This window comes from Oceanicoccus sp. KOV_DT_Chl, assembly GCF_900120175.1.
In the GTDB taxonomy this organism is placed as follows: domain Bacteria; phylum Pseudomonadota; class Gammaproteobacteria; order Pseudomonadales; family Dasaniaceae; genus Oceanicoccus.
Genome location: NZ_FQLF01000002.1, coordinates 1,246,644 through 1,267,979 on the forward strand (window position 1 = coordinate 1,246,644; position 21,336 = coordinate 1,267,979).

Annotated in this window: 20 protein-coding genes, 3 pseudogenes and 1 riboswitch; of the genes and pseudogenes, 6 read left to right on the forward strand and 17 right to left on the reverse strand. The window is 47.5% G+C overall.

From position 1 onward, the window contains the following. Window positions 1-122 precede the first annotated feature (122 nt). From lpxL to orn, 5 genes and pseudogenes are all read right to left on the reverse strand, one after another. Window positions 123-964: pseudogene (lpxL, locus tag UNITIG_RS25550) on the reverse strand (LpxL/LpxP family Kdo(2)-lipid IV(A) lauroyl/palmitoleoyl acyltransferase). A gap of 311 nt (window positions 965-1,275) precedes the next feature. After that, window positions 1,276-1,542, reverse strand: a complete 267-nt coding sequence (locus UNITIG_RS09585) for a hypothetical protein (protein ID WP_101758179.1) — start codon at window positions 1,540-1,542, stop codon at window positions 1,276-1,278. A gap of 44 nt (window positions 1,543-1,586) precedes the next feature. Continuing rightward, entirely contained in the window at window positions 1,587-1,982 is a 396-nt protein-coding gene (locus UNITIG_RS09590) for a GFA family protein (protein ID WP_101758180.1), read from the reverse strand. A gap of 73 nt (window positions 1,983-2,055) precedes the next feature. Further along, the gene (locus tag UNITIG_RS09595) at window positions 2,056-2,853 is read right to left on the reverse strand and encodes a zinc-dependent peptidase (RefSeq protein ID WP_200821254.1); all 798 of its coding nucleotides are present in this window, start codon (window positions 2,851-2,853) and stop codon (window positions 2,056-2,058) included. Between the two features lie 133 nt (window positions 2,854-2,986). Further along, window positions 2,987-3,541, reverse strand: coding sequence for an oligoribonuclease (orn, locus tag UNITIG_RS09600; protein ID WP_101758182.1), 555 nt, complete (start codon window positions 3,539-3,541; stop codon window positions 2,987-2,989). A gap of 118 nt (window positions 3,542-3,659) precedes the next feature. On the opposite strand from orn, the gene rsgA reads away from it, so the two are divergent. From rsgA to UNITIG_RS09625, 5 genes are all read left to right on the forward strand, one after another. Beyond that, window positions 3,660-4,682: a small ribosomal subunit biogenesis GTPase RsgA gene (rsgA, locus tag UNITIG_RS09605; RefSeq protein ID WP_101758183.1), complete on the forward strand. Its 1,023-nt coding sequence runs from the start codon at window positions 3,660-3,662 to the stop codon at window positions 4,680-4,682. 58 nt (window positions 4,683-4,740) lie between these two features. Next, entirely contained in the window at window positions 4,741-6,387 is a 1,647-nt protein-coding gene (locus UNITIG_RS09610; protein ID WP_101758184.1) for an HDOD domain-containing protein, read from the forward strand. A gap of 126 nt (window positions 6,388-6,513) precedes the next feature. Further along, the gene (locus UNITIG_RS09615; RefSeq protein ID WP_101758185.1) at window positions 6,514-7,350 is read left to right on the forward strand and encodes a sulfurtransferase; all 837 of its coding nucleotides are present in this window, start codon (window positions 6,514-6,516) and stop codon (window positions 7,348-7,350) included. A gap of 43 nt (window positions 7,351-7,393) precedes the next feature. After that, entirely contained in the window at window positions 7,394-8,263 is an 870-nt protein-coding gene (gene asd, locus UNITIG_RS09620; RefSeq protein ID WP_101758186.1) for an archaetidylserine decarboxylase, read from the forward strand. 3 nt (window positions 8,264-8,266) lie between these two features. After that, entirely contained in the window at window positions 8,267-9,034 is a 768-nt protein-coding gene (locus UNITIG_RS09625; protein ID WP_101758187.1) for a TSUP family transporter, read from the forward strand. A gap of 21 nt (window positions 9,035-9,055) precedes the next feature. On the opposite strand, the gene UNITIG_RS09630 is transcribed toward UNITIG_RS09625, so the two are convergent. From UNITIG_RS09630 to UNITIG_RS09660, 7 genes and pseudogenes are all read right to left on the reverse strand, one after another. Then, window positions 9,056-9,979: a VanZ family protein gene (locus UNITIG_RS09630; protein WP_101758188.1), complete on the reverse strand. Its 924-nt coding sequence runs from the start codon at window positions 9,977-9,979 to the stop codon at window positions 9,056-9,058. Between the two features lie 13 nt (window positions 9,980-9,992). Next, window positions 9,993-10,856: a choline kinase family protein gene (locus UNITIG_RS09635; protein WP_101758189.1), complete on the reverse strand. Its 864-nt coding sequence runs from the start codon at window positions 10,854-10,856 to the stop codon at window positions 9,993-9,995. A gap of 18 nt (window positions 10,857-10,874) precedes the next feature. Further along, the gene (gene pnuC, locus UNITIG_RS09640) at window positions 10,875-11,498 is read right to left on the reverse strand and encodes a nicotinamide riboside transporter PnuC (RefSeq protein WP_101758190.1); all 624 of its coding nucleotides are present in this window, start codon (window positions 11,496-11,498) and stop codon (window positions 10,875-10,877) included. Beyond that, the gene (locus tag UNITIG_RS09645) at window positions 11,498-11,755 is read right to left on the reverse strand and encodes a hypothetical protein (RefSeq protein ID WP_101758191.1); all 258 of its coding nucleotides are present in this window, start codon (window positions 11,753-11,755) and stop codon (window positions 11,498-11,500) included. The genes pnuC and UNITIG_RS09645 overlap by 1 nt, the downstream gene beginning before the upstream one ends. 46 nt (window positions 11,756-11,801) lie before the next feature. Further along, on the reverse strand, window positions 11,802-13,964 hold the full coding sequence (locus UNITIG_RS09650; protein WP_101758192.1) for a TonB-dependent receptor: 2,163 nt from the start codon (window positions 13,962-13,964) through the stop codon (window positions 11,802-11,804). Window positions 13,965-14,023: 59 nt separating this feature from the next. Continuing rightward, window positions 14,024-14,136, reverse strand: a riboswitch (TPP riboswitch). Window positions 14,137-14,248: 112 nt separating this feature from the next. Continuing rightward, a complete protein-coding gene (locus UNITIG_RS09655) occupies window positions 14,249-14,662 on the reverse strand; it encodes a VOC family protein (RefSeq protein WP_235015337.1) in 414 nt (137 codons plus the stop codon). 35 nt (window positions 14,663-14,697) lie between these two features. Beyond that, window positions 14,698-15,122 (reverse strand): annotated as a pseudogene (locus UNITIG_RS09660) (OsmC family protein). A gap of 224 nt (window positions 15,123-15,346) precedes the next feature. Here UNITIG_RS09660 and crp point away from each other — a divergent pair. Beyond that, window positions 15,347-15,981: pseudogene (crp, locus tag UNITIG_RS09665) on the forward strand (cAMP-activated global transcriptional regulator CRP). Between the two features lie 80 nt (window positions 15,982-16,061). On the opposite strand, the gene trpC reads toward crp, so the two are convergent. The 5 genes from trpC to UNITIG_RS09690 all read right to left on the reverse strand — a co-directional run bounded on the left by trpC (window position 16,062) and on the right by UNITIG_RS09690 (window position 21,326). Beyond that, window positions 16,062-16,856 (reverse strand): indole-3-glycerol phosphate synthase TrpC, encoded by a 795-nt coding sequence (trpC, locus tag UNITIG_RS09670; RefSeq protein ID WP_200821255.1) that lies wholly within the window; start codon window positions 16,854-16,856, stop codon window positions 16,062-16,064. Between the two features lie 4 nt (window positions 16,857-16,860). Continuing rightward, window positions 16,861-17,889: an anthranilate phosphoribosyltransferase gene (gene trpD / locus UNITIG_RS09675; protein ID WP_101758194.1), complete on the reverse strand. Its 1,029-nt coding sequence runs from the start codon at window positions 17,887-17,889 to the stop codon at window positions 16,861-16,863. A gap of 313 nt (window positions 17,890-18,202) precedes the next feature. Further along, entirely contained in the window at window positions 18,203-18,781 is a 579-nt protein-coding gene (locus UNITIG_RS09680) for an aminodeoxychorismate/anthranilate synthase component II (RefSeq protein WP_101758195.1), read from the reverse strand. Continuing rightward, entirely contained in the window at window positions 18,781-20,298 is a 1,518-nt protein-coding gene (trpE, locus tag UNITIG_RS09685; RefSeq protein ID WP_101758196.1) for an anthranilate synthase component I, read from the reverse strand. The genes UNITIG_RS09680 and trpE overlap by 1 nt, the downstream gene beginning before the upstream one ends. Window positions 20,299-20,636: 338 nt before the next feature. Next, the gene (locus UNITIG_RS09690) at window positions 20,637-21,326 is read right to left on the reverse strand and encodes a phosphoglycolate phosphatase (RefSeq protein WP_200821256.1); all 690 of its coding nucleotides are present in this window, start codon (window positions 21,324-21,326) and stop codon (window positions 20,637-20,639) included. Between the last annotated feature and the right edge of the window lie 10 nt (window positions 21,327-21,336).

The following is a 21,336-nucleotide window of genomic DNA, read 5'->3' on the forward strand; positions in this document are numbered from 1 at the left end:
ATAGGCATACAACCCGGCGACAAAAAGAATCACCAGTAGGAGTAAAGCGATTATTCTTTTAAGCCTGCGCATCTAAATTTCAACCATTGCTGCTTTATTGTAATGAGGGCAGCAGAGGCTAATTAATACAATTTGGCTTCGCCTTCCGGTCGAGTTTTAAAACGTTTATGTAGCCACAGGTATTGCTCTGGATACTGTTTGGCAATACTTTCTACCCATTCATTAAATTGTGTAGCATCTTGCACGTCATCACCACTGGGAATATCCAGCGGCTCATAAACCGTGACCTTATAACGTCCACTATCACGGACAAATGAAATAGGAATAACTGCCGCTTTCGCCATCGCCGAAATTCGGGATGTCGCGGTAATAGTCGCCGTTGGAATATTAAAAAAGGGCACAAACACACTATCCTGCGGACCGTAATCCTGATCCGGTGCATACCACAGCACCCGCCCTTTTCTTAAGGAGCGCATCATGCTGCGCACATCTTTATGCGATATACAATCATCCATAAAACTTTCACGACTGCGGGTCATAAATAAATTAAACAGCATATTGTTATGCGGTCTATGCACAAAATCAAAATTCACTTTTAAACCTAATAAGGCGCCGGCCAAATCCAGAATGGCAAAATGCCCCCGACTAACAATACGCCTTGTCCACGCTCGGCAGCTGCAGCCAAATGCTCCAAACCACTGAAGTCGACTCGCTTGGCAAACCATTGATTGGGACGCATCCAGGCCATTGCTGTTTCTAACATCCCCTGCCCATAGGATTTAAACGTTCGCTTCACCAGCAATTGTTGTTCGGTAGCAGACAGCTCGGGGAAACACAGGCGAATATTCACTTCACAGACATGCCGCCGTGATTTTGCTAATCGGTAGGTCAAGGAACCCAAAGCGCTGCCTAAAGCCATTTGCAATGCATAGGGTAAACGGGTTACCAGCCACATTAGCGCCATACCAAACCAGACAGACCAATATTGGGGCGCTATAAAATCAGAATATTTTTGCTGCTTGGCAATCGCAGAATTTTTCCGGATTGCTCTTCTTTGTTCACGTCGATTCACAGTCTTCAAAGCATGTAGTGAGTGGGGAGATAGAGTTTAAACCGAATTTGATTTGATTACTCGCCAGTGAGGGGATAATTTCGCCCTAAGGCTCCGGATTGGTCAGGCAATTGCAACTAACAATGTCCTATATTGAGTTACGCCAACGCCACCCAATCACAATTAACCTCTGCTAGCACGCACCCGTTCAAAGTGCGACGCGATCAAACCACCCCGACCAAAGCACCCGCTGCCGCGGCAAAAAATGACCATTCGATACCGATGGTCACCGGTGCATAAGCCAATAAAGCCAAGCCCCCAACCCCATTGCACCAACCCCAGCATACATTCACCACGGGGCTGGAATCCCCCACACCGGGAGGCGATGCAAAGGGGGAAGGAAATAATTCGCCACGCATACCGGCTGCCAGATGTGGAACCGCATTGATCATCAATGCACCTGCTGCAAAATCAGCCAATAAATCAAGCATAAAAAAACCTATCGTTATGTATGTAACGGCACCGTTTCAAAAACTTAAGGCAATCCATTCTCATACGCTGTAATGCCCGTGGGCAATTTTTCCCAACGGGCTTTAGAACCTACAAACAGGTGATAGCCAATGTCGATGTCAGGGTCACCATCAATACACCCCAGCATCACCCCATGAACTTCACCTTTATAGGTACCACATAGTGTTGATCCGCAGCGACTGCAAAACTGCAAACCAAAATCAGGCTGGGATTGATAACTAGTGAGTAAGTCAGCACCTTGCAACCAGCAAAACCCAGCCGCGTCGACCAATGCGTAAGATGATGCCTGCGAACTAAACGCTTTTCTACAGCGCGAACAATGACAAGATCGCGCATCCTTCAGGCTACCCTCTAGCTGATATTTAATACTGCCACAAAAACATTCTCCAGTGATGGGCATGGTTACTCCTAATTATTTGGAAATGGCTGATAATGATCAGCTCTTACACAAGGCAGAAAGTAGGCACTACCAATTAATTCTTTACCCACTGCAAAGGGTCCACTGCATAAAATGCGCTTAGTTCCTGATACAGTTCCGGGTGCTCTTTTTGTAAACGCAACGGCTTTTCAAAAAAAGTTTCGGTCACCACTGCAAAAAATTCAGCAGGGGATGTCGCAGCATAATCATCAATAAGGTGTTTATGACCACGCATTATATCCTTACCCAAAGCAGTATACTCCTGCGTAAATACCTGCGCCCATGAACGGTATTGTGCTGACTGCTTTAACACCGGCGTGCCATCCATAGTCGCGTCCTGCTCATCCAGCTTGTGGGCAAATTCATGCATCACCACGTTGTAACCATCGGCACTGTTTTTTGCGCCTTTCAGCACATGGCTCCAGGCCAATACAATCGGCCCTCGCCGCCACGACTCCCCTGAGCGCAAAGACATTTTAATTGATTCCACATGTCCCTCTCGCTCAGTGACCGGCGATTGAAATACCTCCGGATATACCAAAATTGTTTCAAACCCGGGAAAGTAATCTGTCGGTCTATTCAAAATTAATATACATGCCTGCGCTGCTATCAACACCCGAACCTGATCAGTGATGACCATATCATCACAACCGACAAAAATTTTTTCGCTGAGAAAAACTTGTATATGGCCTTCCAGCTTTTGTTTTAGCTCGGCAGGCAGTTGTTGATAGAGAGGGAAATCGTCTATCAGTATTTGTCGCCAATGATCAGTGATTACCGCAGTGAATAATTGCTGGCGCTGTTTTTGTTTATTGGTTTTCTTAAATCTGGAAAGCAGATACCAAATTAGCATAGCCAGGAATGGGCTTGTGAGGATGATGAATAGCATCGGGTGGGCGACCATGGTTGGGGTGATTATTATCTTCTCACTAGCGGTGGATTTTAGCCTTTGCTTTTTTAGTTTGCCGGGGGTTGCCCGGCAAAACCTAAACCTTCAAAAACACCTCACGATAATACTGCAACTCAGCAATCGACTCGCGAATATCATCCAACGCCAGATGTGCGCCCTTTTTACTAAAGCCCCCCAATAAATCAGGCCGCCAGCGACGCACCAACTCCTTAATCGTACTGACATCCAAATTACGGTAATGAAAATACACTTCCAACTCGGGCATGTACTTCACTAAAAAACGGCGATCCTGACCGATGGTATTACCGCAAATGGGCGAGGTACCGGCGGGCACATGCTGACGTAAAAACGCCAGCGTTTGCAGCTCGGCATCGCGAACACTGATAGTACTTTCCAGTACTCGCTTGGTGAGACCGGAATCACCGTGATGACTGGTATTCCATTCATCCATCGCGGCCATGGTTGCTGCTGATTGATGAATCGCCAATACCGGGCCTTCGGCAATAGTGTTTAGATCGGAATCGGTAACAACGGTGGCGATTTCAATAATTTGATCGGTAGCAGGCTCCAGGCCGGTCATTTCCAGATCAATCCAAATCAAATTTAGGTCGGTGTTGCTTGCAGCTGCCATGAATAATTCCAAAATAGGGTGATTGCCAACTCTTTAATGAGTTTATTAGGGCCTAAGTGTAGCAAAATTGCTGCGTTGTCTTAATAATAGATGCCTCCTTGACTAAAAAAGCCCCTGCATGAGCAAACGCAAACTCACCCGCCGCCAAAACTGGCGGGTACAAAAGATTCAGGACGAGCGCACACAACGTGCGGCCAAGCGTGCCGACTTTGTTGATCAGCAATTGAACGAAGGGGAATTAGGCGATGAACAGCAAGGCCTGGTGATTGCGCACTTTGGCAATCAGGTGGATGTGGAGTGCCAACAGGGTGCCGATATTGGCAAGATTGCGCGCTGCCATCTGCGCGCCAATCTGGATACGCTGGTAACCGGCGATAAAGTCATTTGGCGCGCAGGCAACCCCACCGGTGTCATCGTCGCCAGCCTGCCCCGCGATTCCGAGTTATCGCGCCCCGATATGCACGGCCAATTGCGGCCCGTTGCTGCCAATATTGATTACATTGTTATTGTGATTGCACCACTGCCGGAACCTCACGCTAATCTGGTCGATCGCTATCTGGTAGCCGCGGAGTCGGTAGACATTGAACCATTAATTTTGCTGAACAAGGTTGATTTGATTGATGCCGACAACCGTGAAAATATCGAATCCTTATTATCGGTTTATCCTGATATTGGTTATCGGGTGTTACAGGCCTCGACTAAATCCGCCGACGGCTTGACAGAATTAAAAGCACTGCTGAAAGATCGCACCAGTGTATTTGTTGGCCAATCCGGAGTGGGCAAATCTTCGCTGGTGAACGCACTGCTACCTGGCGTGGATATTAAAGTGGGAGAGCTTTCCAAAGCCCATGCCACTGGTACTCACACTACCACTACCGCAAAACTGTTTCATTTTCCCGATGGTGGGGATTTGGTTGATTCGCCAGGGATTCGTGAATTTGGCTTATGGCATATGGAGCGCGAACAAGTATTGGATGGCTTTGTTGAGTTTCGGCCGTTTTTAGGCAGCTGTAAATTCCGTGATTGCCAGCACCAAAGTGAACCGGGCTGTGCCTTATTGACGGCATTGGCAGACAACAAAATCAGCGAGCGGCGACTCGCCAGTTTTGAATCCATCGCCAACTCACTGGAAATGCTATAAAGGATAAACAAGGCCGCCAACGATTAACAACATAGAGCGCAGAGCAAACTGAACCATCATGCCAGCACCTCAAACAACAAAACAGTCTGAACAACATCAACACTGGCTAACGATGCTGGCAACATTTGAGCTGCCGGTAAATCCTGAGGTTAAACAAGCGGCGTTGCAAAAACTGCATAGCCCCACAGCTAACGCCAACAATATTGCCAACATTTTACAGGCCGACCCAGCGCTATGTTTGTTAGTAATGTGTAGCGCCAATAGCTCTCTCGCCGCCGCCGGTAATGAAACCCAATCGCTAACACATGCCATCAGCTTATTGGGCTTCCCACGAGCCGAACAACTTATTCAACAGAGCCAGGAATACCCCGCGGATTTTGCTTATTTGCCAGAGTATCAGCAGCAACTTAATCTCAGCCTGCACGCAGCTTATCAAGCGAGTTGCTGGGCTAAACTCAACCCCTATTGGTCAACAGTGGATTGCTACTGGTCGGCATTATTTCAGCGTGCGCCACTGTGGGCATTATGGTTTCATGGCGGGGCACAAATGCGACAACTGCAACAGTTGTACGCCGCCGATCCAGCCAATAGTCGTCAACAGCAACTTCAAATTCTCGGTACCGACATTAATAGCCTGGCAGCGGAGCTGAGCCAACACTGGCACTTGCCAACAGGCAGCCAACACAGCTGGCAAACCGATGTCAGTGGTGACGAAGAAATCTGGCAGCAGTTAAGTGAGCTGGAAGCCAATACGGCGCAACCCGCATTAGAAGCCTACCCGGACTGGCAGCAATTGTGCGCCAGTAGCGGGTTTTTAATTGCACTGGCCAACCGTTTTGCTGATCACGCTGACTGGGATTGGTATTCAGATGCCACCTTGCAAGACCAGCAAGTATTAGCCACCGCATTGAATCGCAGCGGTGATGACATGATTGCCTGCACTCACCAGCAGGCAGCAGAATTTAGTCGTCAATCACTGCTTAATAATCCACTCACTCCTGCATTACGCTTGATCAGTGGCTATCAGCATGCCGAACACCTGCATGAAGTAGACCAGCAAAACACTGAACAAACTGTCGCCGATACTGTTTCTCTGACCAATACTAAGCCAAGCACTAACACAACCACTCAGCCGACAGCGGCAAACACCACCTCCGCGCCGCACAATACTATCAATCAGGCTTTACTAGCCAATGCTCCCACCGGTTTTATCGAGTCGATTGAGCGGCTGCAGCAACAAGCTAACAGTTTCTCAGGGCTGCACGACGTTATGAATTTTGCAGTTAACAGCTTATGTGAACACGCTGGCTTTGAACGCGCCAGCGCCGGCCTGCTCAATATCGCCAGCAAGGAATTACGTACTTACTATAGCTGTGGCGCAACTGATAGCCCGGCACTGAAAAACTTTCGCCACACCCTGCGCAAGGGCGATTTGTTTAACAAATTATTTCAGCAGCCGGTGAGTGTGCGACTACAAGCCAGCAGTCACGCAAAAATCTGGCCCTTACTGCCCGGCAATTTCAAACAAGCCTGCGCCGCGGATGAGTTTATGATGATGTCGATTTTCTCGCACAAAAAACCGGTAGCATTGATTTACGCCGATCGCGGTTTGAGCAATCGCCCTTTATCGGACCGTCAATACTCACTATTTAAACAATGTTGCAGCGCGATCAGCCACTGTTTGCAAGCATCCAATCTGCCGTAGTGTCGCAACGCCGAAAACACCGCGCTGCCGGCGCAACGCACCTGTAATCAAACGTCATCTAGTAGTACAATCCGCCACCTGTCCAGCCTGACACCATCGACCAATACTACAGATGTGGAATTTTTTATGAGCCAGCCAGCGATCCCGCTATTATTGGAAGCCGAACAACTCGCCGCCATGATCAGCAGCGGCGAGCACAAGTTATTAATCCTCGATACCTGTAGCGCCGCCAATTACCATCAACACCATGTCCCCGGAGCTATTCACATTGAACCCAAAGCACTGCAGGCAGGCACTGCGCCGGTACCGGGCAAACTTCCCAGCAAGGAACAGTTAGCTGACTTATTTTCCCGTATTGGTTTGACTGCGGACCAACATGTTATTGCCTATGACGATGAAGGCGGCGGCTGGGCCGGGCGGTTAATCTGGACACTGGATGTACTCGGCCATAAAAACACCTCCTACCTAAATGGCGGTTTGCACGCTTGGGTAAACGAAGGGCATCCCATTGAAACCACAGTAAATGCTGGCAAGCAGGTAAACTATGTGGTGAATATTGATCCCGCCCCCATCGCTGACATTGATGACATTATTCCTCACTTGGCTGATACGAATTTTGCTGTTTGGGATGCGCGCTCCGCCGCCGAATACGACGGCACTAAAATTGTGGCAAAACGCGGCGGCCGTATTCCAGGCGCTGTCAATATCGACTGGCTGGAATTAATGGATCGCGACCGCAATATGCGCATGATTGATTTGGACGGTTTACAAAAACGTTTAAACAGTCTGGGATTAAGCAAAGATAAAACCATCGTCACCCATTGCCAAACCCATCACCGCTCGGGCCTGAGTTATTTAGCGATGAAAATTTTAGGCTACCCCAACATCAAGGGTTATCACGGCTCCTGGTCAGAATGGGGCAACCGTGAGGACACCCCGATTGAAGCCGAAAGCCGTCAATAATTAATAGCTCATTTCTTTTCAGACTACTTTTTCAGGACCCGCAATGAATATTCTGTTTATTATTTTTCAACACATCATTCCCCAGCATCTGCTGTCTCGTGCAGCTGGCATGCTGGCTGAGTGCGAAATACCGTGGATTAAAAATAATTTCATCGATTGGTTTATCGGCCGCTACCAAGTTAACATGGAAGAAGCCGCCGATCCGGAACCCCATAACTATAAAAACTTTAACGCTTTTTTTACTCGCGAATTAAACAACGATGCCCGCCCACTGGTTGACGATGAAATCGACGGCAAAAAAACTCTAGCCTGCCCCGCCGATGGCGCCATCAGTCAGCAAGGCGATATTACTAACGGCCGCATTTTCCAAGCCAAAGGCCAAAGCTATAGCCTGGTAGAATTACTGGGCGGCGATGATGCGCTAGCGCAGCCTTTTCAGGATGGAAAATTTTCTACGGTCTATCTTTCGCCCAAAGATTATCACCGGGTACACATGCCACTGACCGGTAAACTAACGCATATGGTATACGTGCCGGGGGATTTGTTTTCAGTAAACACCGTCACTGCCGAAAATGTACCGCGTTTATTTTCACGTAACGAGCGTGCGGTGTGTATTTTTGACACCGAAGCTGGCCCCATGGCAGTGGTGTTAGTGGGTGCAATGATAGTGGCTGGTATTGAAACAGTATGGGCAGGCCAGGTTGCACCGATCAAGCGCCAGATTATCACTACTGACTATTTGGCTAGTCGGCAAGAAGTCACTCTGCAAAAAGGCGAGGAGATGGGGCGTTTTAAATTAGGCTCCACCGCTATCGTGGTATTCGGCAAAGACGTGATTGAATGGAATGAGCAACTTAACGCCGGCAGCCCCACGGTAATGGGCGAGTTCTTCGGGCAACTAAGCAACGCATAGAATATGTCCGACTTATCCTGGTACCAATATGCAGCGATCGCTCTGGTGTTTGTCTGGAGCGGTTTTGTCCGTTCCGGACTAGGCTTTGGCGGCGCCGTTTTTGCACTGCCATTTTTGTTAATACTGGTCAATGACCCGCTAATTTGGCTGCCATTAATTTCAGTTCATTTGCTGTTTTTTTCAGCGCTCACAGTTATTCAAAGCCACCAAAAAGCCAGTCACCAACAGCAAGCCAGCACGATTAACTGGCGCTATTTACGCTACGCTTTTGGCATTATCATTGTGCCAAAAATGATTGGGATATTCGGCTTGGTAACACTACCCGCCGAATTATTAAGCGGCATTATTTTTACCATTGTTGCCGCTTACTCCCTCACCTATATTTTTAACCGCGCTTTCAGCAGTCAAAATAAAGCACTGGATATTGGTTTCTTGATGTTGGGCGGCTACATTAGTGGCACTTCATTAATTGGTGCGCCATTAATTATCGCTGTGCTCGCCAAACATATTGATCGCCATCAATTACGCGATAGCCTGTTCGTACTCTGGTTTGTATTGGTAACGATTAAAATGGTGGCATTTATTTATGTCGGCGTGGACTTGCAACTTATCCACCACTTATGGTTATTACCAGCCGCCGGTGTGGGACATATGATTGGCCTGCGTTTTCACGACCGCATGCTGCAAGCTGACCCGGTGCTTTTTTATCGCTATTTAGGTTTGATTTTATTGCTATTAAGTTTGATGGGGCTTTGGCACAGCTTTAGCTGATCTCAAGTGGCCAAAAGCTGTTTAACGCAAACGTACATGATCGAGATAAAAAGTTTTATCTGGCTCCGGATTTACCATAAAAAAATGTAGTTCTCCAATATTCTCCAAATCCAGCTGGCGGGTATTTGGTGCCGAAGCAATATCAGTTAACGCAATCACCCACTGATTCCAACCATGCAACACCTCAAACCGGCGATTAAACCGATCGCTGAATAATTGCTCCCCTTGTCGATGGGCAACATCATCAATTCGCAATACAACAGGGAATGCCTCGGGATCAGGATTATAAACCGCTACTAACAATTGTTGATAGTTACGCCAATCTGATTCCAAATAACGCAACGCAACACCAGAAAAGGGCTGCTTAGCGACTACCACCTTCAAACTATATTCACCGTGCTCCACATACTCGGAAGATTGTGAAAACTGTGCATCACCAGACCAACGAGTTAACTCAGTGACGGTTTCGAAATCCGCCAGCACTGGAAACGCCCGCTGCATACGCAGCTCATCCCCGGCCAACAAACCAATTATTGTTAGCTGCAACACCACAGCAACCAGCGCAATTAATAACAAACTATTAAATAAAGCTAACCGCTGCTGCCACTGCGAGCTAAAGAAAACCAAATACGCAATCAGACCACCGAGCAGATCGCGCAGCACATCTACACTATCAGGTTCTCTGGCGCTACCGTATTGGGCTACTTCAATCAACCACCCGACCACCAGACTAAATACCACAACTAACCACAAGCCTTTGAAAACCCTGGTGCGCAACGGCCCCATTGACAGAGATAATAGCAAGTAGCCAGCTAAAGCAAAAAAAACAATGTGCCCAAGATTCCACACTTCCCTGAATAAACGTGAAGCGTAGTAGTCCGGCCCGCCGATAAAAAACCAAGGCAGTAATAGCAACACTAAAATGATTAACAGCCGACGACTCATCGAAACTAAATCTCTAGGCAACTTGTTCAGACAAATAGAGTATTTGATCTTGAATATATTGTTGAATACCCGGCTGCGTCATTGCGCCGGTAGAAAGCTGCACCACATACCACAATAGCGCTAAATAGCCATAAATAAGCCGCCAATGAAATAGACGCTGCCAATCTTTATCACTGACCGCGCGCCCCAAATAATTCGACAGTAAATGTTGTTGCTGGAGCTCATCCAAACGATGGCCTTCGACGATTACCGCCAACTCATAGAAAGAGTCTGCCATCGCCGTATATTCCCAATCAATAGCGTACAACTTGCCGCTATCGGCAGCGATCAAATTATCCACTAATAAATCATTGTGGCAAAGGTAACGCCCATTGCTCAAAGCCTGTGCATGATCGATGTGACTTTGCATTTTTGTATTGAGGGATTGTAAAGCCGGTACAAAATCATGATGGCTGCCGATTGATCCCCAGTAACTGCTTATTTTAGCGCTTATATCCAGCTCGGCAGTAATCGCTGGCAATTGATGGATATCTCGTAGTAGCTGCGCCAATTGCACTAAACCTTCTGCATTCAACGACCACTGCTTACCTGCTATGTGCCGAGTCACCAAATATTGATACTGTGGATCACAATAGACCAGCCCAGCACATAATCCAGCGCTATCTGCCAACTGTAAAGCCTGGGTTTCAGCGACACGATTCAAATCCAGAGCCGCACTGATAGGGGAATTGATGCGTAATACCAGGACAGTATTATTAGCAGAGATTAAAAAACTTTTATTTGTTAAGCCACCAAGTAGCGGCTCAATAATAAACGGTTTGGTTTCACTCCATTGCGACCAATCGGCGGGAATAATATCTGGCAATGCTGAACCCATTCATTAATCACTTTTTTATTATTTAACAGTGTTAGGCTGTTGCTTATAAATGGCATACCACTGAAAAAAACCGAAAACCACTAACACCACATAAAGCACAAATAATATAGCAGTTAGATACAACTCTCTATCAATATACAAATACACCGAAGCGCCATCGATAATTATCCAGTACAACCAATTTTCCAACACTTTGCGGGCAACCATATAAGTCGTAATCACCGCGCCCCAGGTAGTAAATGAATCCAAATAAGGTAGTGCCGCCTGCGTTGACTGTTGTAACCAATAGCCTGACCCCAAGGTTAGCCCGCAAAGCGCAAACCACACCAAACCATGAGTCTTCAAGGACCAGCGATGAATCGCCAGATCTTGCGCACTATTTTGATGATGGCGCCACTGCCACCAACCATACACCGCCATCGCCAGATAATAAATCTGCAAAGCAGATTCCATCAGCAAATTAACATCCCAGAACAGGAATACATAAATAGACGTGCTAATAAAGGCAGCATACCAGCAACTGATATGCTCCTTCATTGCCAATAGCAAATAAGCCAAAGCCAGTACCACTGCTAACAATTCCCACCAGGACATTGCCTGATAGGCCTCAATAACTGCGGCACTCAAGTTTTTTTCAACCATCAATCTTTGCCCGGGCTAAGGTCGCCCTCGATAAACTTGCAGACAAAAATGGCGCGGCCATATTTTTCATACGAATGGCGAATTTCTTTTTTCATTACATCCATCACCAAGTCATACTCACCAAACACCTGGGTACTCATGGTGTTGGTAATGACTTTTAAATCAAGATAGGTATTCAAGCGATCAATAAAATCCTTGATAGCGGGAATATATTCATCTTTTAACGGGTACTTACTGATTTCAACTGAGAGTTTCATATTCTGGCTCCAAAATAAACGGGCGGCTGTGCACCGCCCATCGGTATTAAAAAGTATAGCTGGCCGAAATACCGGCAACGCGCGGCTCACCATACTGAACATAGGTTTCCGGGGCATAGCCGTTAGCGGGGTTATTGCCAAATTGATTACTGAAGTAAAAACCTCGGGTTTGGTAATCTTCATCCGTTAAATTCCTCGCCCATAAAGCCACATCCCAGTTATCTCCCTGATAAGTCAGACGGGCATTAAGTAACTCATAGGCATCCGATTGCTGATCGTGACTATTCGAGAAATAAAACGCATCCTTACCTTCGACTTCCACACGTAAAATCAAACGCGTCATCAGCGATAGCTCAGTACCAATAAAGAATTGATACTCCGGCGCATGTGCTACATTGCGACCATCCAGATCCACGGGGGCGAAAACGATGCCATTCCAATCATCTTTCGCATCGACATGTGAAGCGCTAAGAAAATCATCAAATTCTGCATCTAACCAACCCAGCGCTGCAAATAATCGCACGGAGTCTGTAGCAAGAAAGTTCAATTCCATTTCTATCCCCGTAGTTTTTCCTCCGGCAGCATTTGCCAGAAAATCATCAAAGGAAAAATCATTGGGATCAAAAATGGATTGCTTGGCTTGGACGTCACTTCTATCCTGGTAGAAAGCAACTAGCTGCGCTTGCAGGCGGTTATCCATCCACGCTCCCTTTAATCCCAGTTCATAATTAAGCATATGCTCGGTATCAAATTCAAATACATCGCTACTGATATCCGGGTTACCGGCAGCCGCAGAAATAATTTTCCCATTCACGCCCCCGGCTTTATAGCCACGAGAGATCGTTGCGTACAGCAAAGCATTGTCCGCGTACTGATACTCCAGCGTAATATTTCCACCCCATAAATCTTCATCATTAACCGATTGCACCGCCAAACTATCACCGTATTCAGCTTTTCTCTCTTCATAGCGCAAGCCGGTGACCAGCTCAAGCTTATTACTCAGAGCAGTTCTTAGCTGTCCGTAAACCGCGTAATTTTCAGTATCAAATTGATTTTCAAAACCATTACCGCGAACCAGCTCCTCATCCTCATGGCGAACATAAGCGCCCAGTACCCAGCTACTGCTACTATTAAAAATATTGTGTTCCGGCGCTGATATTAAGCGCACATCGGCACTGATATTATCTTTATCCCGCTCATAGTTATCAGTTGAAACATATTCATCGGGATGAAAACCCACATAGACCCAATCTTCATCATAGCCATATTCGGTTTCAGAATTGGCAACACTGATAACAGTTTCTACAGCAAACCATTCACCACCGGTCCATTGTGCGCTAAACGAGCCAGCCACAGTTTCCTGCCTATCCTGCCCGGGCTCATCTGATAAGGTATTGCGGCTATTATCCAAAGTAAAAACATCATAGCCATTGTCGACATCGACATAGAGCATGGAAAAATCCAATTGCAGATCGTCGTGCGCCTGAAAACGTAACTTAGCCCGGACTATCGACTCATCGATATTGTTAGTATCATCCTTACCCAAATACCTATTATCGATATAACCATCGGACTGCTGATTCTGGGCGGCGATGCGATAAGCCAAACGATCAGTCAACGGGCCGCTAACTACTGCTCCCAATGTCGTACTATTATATTCAGCGACTTCGGCGAACACTTTTGCCATAGGCGTTGTTGAAGGCGCATGACTTTGCATCGTAATCAAACCGGCTAAAGCGTTAGCGCCGTACAAGGTTCCTTGCGGACCGCGTAATATTTCTACCTGCTCGATATCCAGTGTACTGGCAGCTAAACCCAGACCGGTAAAATCAACACCGTCAATAATCAAACCCACTGATGGATTAACCGGATCAACAAATTGACTGCGCTCACCAATGCCGCGAATTTGAATATAACGACCGCGAGAAGCACCGCTGGAAAAATTTACATTGGGCGCCAAGTTTAATAATTGCTCAAGATTTGTAGCGCCGCGAGCATTGATGATTGATTGGTCAAAAACACTGACACTACTGGCGAGTTCAAGTATGTTTGTGTCGCGAAACTGACTAGTAACGACAACTTCTTCCAAACCGCTGGTTTTTTTACCAGTTGCTGCAGAACTCGCATGGACAGACATCGCCACATTAATCGCACTGACAACAATGCCAAGCGATAGAGCAGTAGATTTTTTAATTAAAGGATATTTCATGGTTCTCTCTCGTTACAAAATAAAAATGAAAGAGACCCGGTGTGCGACGTGAAGAGGGCTTTGGACTATATACCTATTCCTACGCCGGTATTAACCGGATCAGGTTCAAGGGTTTACCCATTAGATAAAATCTGTTGAGTATCTCAGGCCGAAGCCACCCCTTAGGTTTGCGGGCGCAACTATAACAGGAAAAAAATTAGAGCGGTATCGAAAAATTCTGTCAAAACTGAACAGCGTCAAATTCAACGGTTATCCGCCCGCAATTTTCAGCTATGCAAAATTATTTATCGGGATTTGGAAATAGGTGGGTGAAAAATCATCTGCACCACCGTGCCATCCGGGTCCAGACAATAAAAACTGCGCGCACCATCACGATGGGTCTTGGGTGGATTTTTTATCCGCACGCCATGTTCTTGTAAAAAATGATGCCAGACATCGACCTGATCGATATCGTCAATAATAAAACCGATATGATCCAAACGTTGTACAGCCGGTGGCCGCTCGCCGCCTTTGTAGCGATGCAGTGCAAGATTATCGTTACCCGACGTGAGATAAACATTATCAGGGTCCGGCTCCCACTCGATCGCCATACCCAATAATTTGGTATAGAACATCACCGTCTCTTCAAAGCTTTCCACAAATAATGCCACGTGCCGCATACCTGCGGTGGGGGCGGGACGGTTGACTGCGCTGGTCATCTTTTATGCCTCTGGTGGTGGACAGATCGCTAACATTAATCGGCTAGCTCAATAATTTCATAACTGTGCGTCACCGCTACACCGGCAGCCTCCATCATGATCGAAGCAGAACAATACTTTTCCGCCGATAAGCTCACCGCCCGCTTCACATGGGCTTCTTTCAATTGTTTGCCGGTAACCACAAACTTTAAATGGATTTTGGTAAATACCGCTGGCACCGCATCGGCGCGGTCGGCATCAAGCTCAGCCACGCAAGCAGTAACGTCCTGACGGGACTTTTTCAACATCGAGAGCACATCGAATGACGCGCACCCCCCCATCCCCATCAATAACATTTCCATGGGCGCGGACCCAGATCACGACCACCCAGATCCGGCGGCCCATCCATCACCACGCGGTGACCAGTTTCTGATTCAGCGGCAAAACTGACGCCGTCTTGCCATGTTACGGTTGCTTTCATGCTTCTAGTTCACTTATTGATTGCCCTACTGCTGAAAATTTAGCCAGTACGGGCTTGTTCAGGTTAGTCATAGGTGACAAAGGGGCAAGCTTAGCACACCACCCATAAGCACCAAATAGTTACACCCCACATCGACTAGCGCATATTGAAATTTACGACCATACTGGAAGATCATAAATATATGATCCTAGTATTAGCACAATATAAGATAGAGGAACGCCCCCTTGGTTAGCCTAGCTTTAAACCCGCACATCGAGAATGTGGAAGAATTTCTGAGTCACTGTCATCGACGTCGCTACCCGCAAAAAGCACCCTGATCTATGCTGGTGATACCAGCGATTCACTGTATTACATCATTGAAGGCTCGGTCACCGTCATGATCGAGGATGATGATGGTAAAGAAATTATCGTAGCCTACCTCAATAAGGGCGACTTTTTTGGTGAAATGGGGCTGTTCGACGATCAACAATCCCGCAGCGCCTGGGTAAAAGCCAAAACCGCCTGCGAGGTCGGTGAAATCAGCTATGCCAAATTCCATGATTTAGTCAAAACCAACCCCGAATTTTTGCTGGCGGTTGGTACCCAAATGGCCAAGAGCCTGCGCGCCACCACCCGTAAAGTGGGTGATTTGGCCTTTTTGGATGTTACCGGCCGTGTCGCCCGCACGCTACTTGACCTGTGCAAACAGCCCGATGCCATGACTCATCCTGACGGCATGCAAATCAAAATCACCCGCCAGGAAATTGGCCGGATTGTAGGCTGCTCCCGCGAAATGGTTGGCCGGGTATTAAAGACCTTAGAGGAACAAGGACTAGTAGAAGCTAAGGGTAAGACCATGGTGGTATTTGGGACGCGATAATTCGCTCCCTTATCACGCACAAAAAAGCCGCAATCATTGCGGCTTTTTTATATCTGAAACAAAGGCTAAAACTAATCCCGCTAAAAGAATAACGCCTTTAACTTTTCCCCTGGGTGCTCTGCGCGCATAAACGCCTCCCCCACCAAAAAAGCATTAACCTGATGCTCACGCATAGCGGCCACATCTTCCGGGGTATGAATACTACTTTCAGTGACCACAATGTGGTCAGCGGGAATATAAGGCAATAAATCAAATGTGGTATTGAGTGAGGTTTCAAACGTATTCAAATCACGGTTATTAATGCCAACCAGCGTGTTACCTAACAGCAAGGACCGCTCCAGCTCCTGTCGGCTGTGCACTTCGATCAATACATCAAGTCCCAGCTCTTTCGCCGCCGCATCCAGTTCAGCCATTTGGCTGTCTTCCAAACAGGCAACAATTAGCAAAATACAGTCCGCGCCAATAGCTCTAGCCTCTACCACCTGATAGGGATCTACCATAAAATCTTTGCGGATCACCGGCAGTTCACAAGCCGCCCGCGCCTGCTGTAGATACGCTTCGCAACCTTGAAAAAAATCTTTATCGGTTAGCACTGACAAACAAGCAGCACCACCGGCCTGATAACTTTTGGCAATAGCGGCCGGGTCAAAATGTTCGCGGATAACACCTTTACTGGGCGAGGCTTTTTTCGCTTCGGCAATAACCGCCGACTGCCCCGCTGCCAATTTATTTTGCATTGCCTGAACAAAACCCCGACAAGGGGTTTGTTGACTGATCTGTTGTTGCAAATTGTTAATCGAAACCAATGCCGAGCGCTCAGCGATTTCCTGATGCTTGCGCTCAACAATCTTTTTTAAAATCGTGGGGGTACTCATAATCTTAAGCCTGGCTTTTCATTGACTGCGTCAGCTGCACTAACTGATTTAATTTTTCCGCACCGCTACCGCTGGCTAGAATAGTCCGTGCCTGCTCAACACCTTGCTCCAAACTGGTTACAAGGTTAGCCGCATAAATGGCCGCGCCGGCATTAAGCGCAACGATATCGGCTGCCGGACCTGACTTGCCCGATAACAATGACTGGATCAGTTGCAAGCTTTCTTCGGCATTGGCCACTTTTAAAGGCGCCAAAGAGCTGCTTTCAAAACCAAACTGTTCGGGTGTAATTTCATACTCGTTAATGTCGCCGTCTTTTAATTCTGCGACAAAAGTTTTGTCGGCTATGCTTATTTCATCCATACCATCTGCCGAATGCACTACCAGCACATGATTACTACCCAAGCTTCTTAACACCTCAGCGATAGGACGAACCCAATGTTTGCTATACACGCCCAGCAATTGATTCGGCGCGCCGGCCGGATTAGTAATCGGCCCTAATAAATTAAACAGCGTGCGGGTAGCCAGCTCTTTACGGGGGCCGATCGCATGCTTCATGGCACTGTGATGGTTAAGTGCGAACATAAAACCCACCCCCACTTCAGCAACACAACGTGATACTTCTTCCGCAGATAAATCCAAACGCACACCGGCGGCCTCTAACAAATCCGCTGCACCGCTTTTGGAACTCACTGAACGATTGCCGTGCTTAGCCACCTGACCACCGGCAGCCGCCACCACAAACGTACTGGCGGTGGAAATATTAAACGTGCTACTGCCATCGCCTCCGGTGCCGACAATATCAACAATATGGTCGCCACTAACTTTCACACCCGTGGCCAACTCACGCATCACGGTAGCCGCGCCAATAATTTCTTCGACACTTTCACCCTTCATACGCAGCGCCACCAAAAACCCGGCGATTTGCGCATCGGTGCATTCACCGGTCATGATCTGCCGCATAACAGCAATCATTTGCTCGGTTCTCAATGAATGATTTTCGATGACGGCTGCAATTGCGGCTTGGATATTCATTGTTATTTTCCTGCTTACTAATTTAACCGTGGCAGCAGCTGATTATCGATTGCCGCTGCCGTGTATTGCGGTTCGGAATACATCTGAACCTCTATAGATAAACCTAATTCTCCTAAACTAAAAGCCATCATGTCATCCTCGACTTGATCGGGGATCCAGAACTACAGGGCACAAAAATAGCTAATTACCCGAAGACTTATTTAATGCTCCATACTCAGCACCTCGTAGCACTGGATTCCCGATCAAGTCGGGAATGACGAATGGGTTTAGCACTTTGTGTGTTTTCCCGATCAAGCAGGGGATGAAAGACACACTATTTATCTAAAAAGTTTTTCAACAAATCATGACCATGCTCAGTCAAAATAGATTCCGGGTGGAACTGCACACCTTCAACATCCAGGGTTTTATGCCGCACTCCCATAATCTCATCCACTTCGCCGTCTTCAGTTTGCGTCCAGGCCGTCATTTCCAGACAGGCAGGCAGCGACGTTTTTTCAATCACCAACGAGTGGTAGCGAGTGGCAATAAAAGGATTGCGTAAATCGCTGAACACACCCTGGTCATTATGATAAATCGCCGAGGTTTTGCCATGCATCACCTGCCGCGCCCGCACAATGTTACCGCCAAAGACCTGACCAATACTCTGGTGACCCAAACAAATACCTAACAGCGGAATACGTCCAGCGAACTTTTCAATTACTGCCATCGAAATTCCCGCCTCATTAGGCGTACATGGCCCTGGTGAGACTACGATCTTTTCTGGCTGCATGGCCTCAATATCGGCGATAGTAATTTCATCATTGCGCACGACTTTCACTTCAGCGTTTAATTCACCGAGGTACTGCACGACGTTATAGGTAAAGGAGTCGTAGTTATCGATCATTAATAACATTACTTTTGCTCCTTTGGCTGTGCGCTATTGTTCGGCACATCTTTCCGCTGCACCATCGCTGCTGCAGTAAAAATTGCTCGCGCTTTATTCATGGTTTCTTTCCACTCCAGCCGTGGCTGCGAATCGGCCACCACTCCAGCGCCTGCTTGAATATGCAATTGCTGATCTTTGATCACCGCGGTGCGAATCGCAATAGCGGTGTCCATATCCCCGTGCCATGACAGATAACCTACCGCGCCACCATAAACCCCGCGCTTAACAGGCTCCAGCTCATCAATAATTTCCATGGCGCGAATTTTTGGCGCGCCACTTAAGGTGCCCGCAGGCAATGTTGCCCGTAACACATCCATCGCGGTCTTGCCTTCTTTCAGCTGACCTTTAACGTTAGAAACGATGTGCATAACATGGGAGTAGCGCTCGACTACCATTTTTTCAGTTAACTCTACGGTGCCGATTTCCGACACCCTACCCGCGTCATTGCGACCTAAATCAATCAGCATTAAATGCTCGGCGATTTCTTTCGGGTCCGCTAACAAATCCTGTTCCAGCGCTAAATCTTCAGCCTCGTTATGGCCACGACGACGAGTGCCGGCAATGGGGCGCACAAACACTTCGTTATTTTCCAATCGCGCTAAAATTTCTGGCGAAGAACCGACAATATGAAAGTCTTTTAAATTCAGAAAATACATATAGGGGGAAGGATTTAAATTGCGAAGTGCGCGGTACAAGTTGATTGGTTCTGCAGTAAAAGGAATAGATAGACGCTGCGACACCACCACCTGCATCGCATCCCCTGCCAAGACATATTGCTTAATCGTATCGACTGCTTGTTTGAAATTTTCTTCGCCGAAGCTGGATACAAAATCACTTTCATCAATGCCATCGGCGCCTGCTTGTAAATTCAATTCCGGCAAGGCAGGAATCGATTGCGGCAAACGATTGGCCAACACATCCAACCGCTCTAATGCCTGCTGGTAAGCATTGTCCTGAGCCGGGTCCGCGTGCACAATTAACTTAATGGTGCCGGATAGATTATCAAACACCAGCACTTCATCGGATACCATCAATAAAATATCCGGTGTGCCAATTTTATCTTCCGGTGCAGTGTCCCGCAGTTTTTTCTCAACATAGCGCACGGTGTCGTAACCAAAATAACCCACCAATCCGCCATGAAACAACGGCATGGCTTCAAGCTTAGGCACTTGATAGCGCTGTTGAAACTCTTCTACAAATGCCAACGGGTCTTCCAGCTGCAGCCGCTCAACGATTTCGCCATCGGTTTCAACAGTAGCTTCAAAGCCATTAATTTTTAATACGGTGCGGCAAGGTAACCCGATAATGGAATAACGGCCCCATTTTTCACCACCATGGACCGATTCAAAAAAATAAGAGTAATCCCCATGGGCCAATTTCAAGTAACTGCTTAAGGGGGTATCAAGATCTGCCAACACTTCGCGGCAGACGGGGATGCGGTTATAGTTTTGCTTTGCCAGCTCGGCAAATTGTTGGGCGTTCATGGTAATTCCTTAGAAAAACGGTGGTAACAGTACAATAAAATCAGACAGAAGTGGCCGCGACAACGCACAACCAGCAGCGGTTTACCATCGCCAGCGAGCAATCTCACCAAGGTCAGCCGCTGCTATTAGCAATCCGCTGACATGTCTATTTACTGTATTCATTCTGTTTCAGCCTATTAGGGTAGCTGTCCGCTTCTCCAAGCCAACCCGGATCAGTACAGGGTTATTGGAAAGGATTGCCCGCATTGTACTCAAGCCGCCAGGGGATTAAAAGGTGTTGCCGGCATCAAAATCCTTTTCATAAGGGTAATTTTTCCGCCGATCATAAACCCAAGCTGTTAGTTAAATAAATCGAGTAAATTGGCTACGACACAATTTGGCGCGGACAACTCAATCGCTTCACCGTGGTTATAACCGTAGTTGACCGCCGCTACCGGTATATTGGCCGCCTTGGCTGCCTGCACATCGTGACGGGAATCACCGACCATTAAACACGCAGCCGGCGCTACTCCCAGCTGCTCACAAGCATGCAACAGCATCATGGGCGCGGGCTTGCGTTCAGCCACGCACTCACCGCCTACCAATACCTTAAAATATTGATCAACCCCCAGACCTGCCAACAGGTTGGGCACAAACTGTATCGGCTTATTAGTCACCACCGCCATTGGCATAGCCTGCTGCTGCCACTGGGCCAGTGCTTCATTCACACCGGGGTATAGGCGACTATTGGCGCCATTGGATTGTTGATAGTGGTGTAGGAAGATCGCATGCGCCTTGGCTAAGTCGGCTTCCGCAACCGCTTCAATCTTTACCTGCTTCGCCCAAGCCAGACCGCGCTGTACTAGCATCAACGCACCATTCCCCACCCAGGCTCTTACCTCCAGCTCGGTAGGCAACGGCAGCTTTAGTTCACTCAAGGTGTTAATGATCGCCGCGGCGATATCCGGCACGCTATCAACCAAAGTGCCATCAAGATCAAATAATATCGCCCGAGGATTACTCTCAGGGAAGAGTTGGGAGATTGCCACTCAGTGATTT

Excerpts from the sequence above, each read along its gene's own strand:
- UNITIG_RS09585 (WP_101758179.1), bottom strand. The coding sequence starts at position 1,542 with ATGCTTGATTTATTGGCTGATTTTGCAGCAGGTGCATTGATGATCAAT.
- UNITIG_RS09590 (WP_101758180.1), bottom strand. The coding sequence starts at position 1,982 with ATGCCCATCACTGGAGAATGTTTTTGTGGCAGTATTAAATATCAGCTA.
- UNITIG_RS09595 (WP_200821254.1), bottom strand. The coding sequence starts at position 2,853 with ATGCTAATTTGGTATCTGCTTTCCAGATTTAAGAAAACCAATAAACAA.
- orn (WP_101758182.1), bottom strand. The coding sequence starts at position 3,541 with ATGGCAGCTGCAAGCAACACCGACCTAAATTTGATTTGGATTGATCTG.
- rsgA (WP_101758183.1), top strand. The coding sequence starts at position 3,660 with ATGAGCAAACGCAAACTCACCCGCCGCCAAAACTGGCGGGTACAAAAG.
- UNITIG_RS09610 (WP_101758184.1), top strand. The coding sequence starts at position 4,741 with ATGCCAGCACCTCAAACAACAAAACAGTCTGAACAACATCAACACTGG.
- UNITIG_RS09615 (WP_101758185.1), top strand. The coding sequence starts at position 6,514 with ATGAGCCAGCCAGCGATCCCGCTATTATTGGAAGCCGAACAACTCGCC.
- asd (WP_101758186.1), top strand. The coding sequence starts at position 7,394 with ATGAATATTCTGTTTATTATTTTTCAACACATCATTCCCCAGCATCTG.
- UNITIG_RS09625 (WP_101758187.1), top strand. The coding sequence starts at position 8,267 with ATGTCCGACTTATCCTGGTACCAATATGCAGCGATCGCTCTGGTGTTT.
- UNITIG_RS09630 (WP_101758188.1), bottom strand. The coding sequence starts at position 9,979 with ATGAGTCGTCGGCTGTTAATCATTTTAGTGTTGCTATTACTGCCTTGG.
- UNITIG_RS09635 (WP_101758189.1), bottom strand. The coding sequence starts at position 10,856 with ATGGGTTCAGCATTGCCAGATATTATTCCCGCCGATTGGTCGCAATGG.
- pnuC (WP_101758190.1), bottom strand. The coding sequence starts at position 11,498 with ATGGTTGAAAAAAACTTGAGTGCCGCAGTTATTGAGGCCTATCAGGCA.
- UNITIG_RS09645 (WP_101758191.1), bottom strand. The coding sequence starts at position 11,755 with ATGAAACTCTCAGTTGAAATCAGTAAGTACCCGTTAAAAGATGAATAT.
- UNITIG_RS09650 (WP_101758192.1), bottom strand. The coding sequence starts at position 13,964 with ATGAAATATCCTTTAATTAAAAAATCTACTGCTCTATCGCTTGGCATT.
- UNITIG_RS09655 (WP_235015337.1), bottom strand. The coding sequence starts at position 14,662 with ATGACCAGCGCAGTCAACCGTCCCGCCCCCACCGCAGGTATGCGGCAC.
- trpC (WP_200821255.1), bottom strand. The coding sequence starts at position 16,856 with ATGAGTACCCCCACGATTTTAAAAAAGATTGTTGAGCGCAAGCATCAG.
- trpD (WP_101758194.1), bottom strand. The coding sequence starts at position 17,889 with ATGAATATCCAAGCCGCAATTGCAGCCGTCATCGAAAATCATTCATTG.
- UNITIG_RS09680 (WP_101758195.1), bottom strand. The coding sequence starts at position 18,781 with ATGTTATTAATGATCGATAACTACGACTCCTTTACCTATAACGTCGTG.
- trpE (WP_101758196.1), bottom strand. The coding sequence starts at position 20,298 with ATGAACGCCCAACAATTTGCCGAGCTGGCAAAGCAAAACTATAACCGC.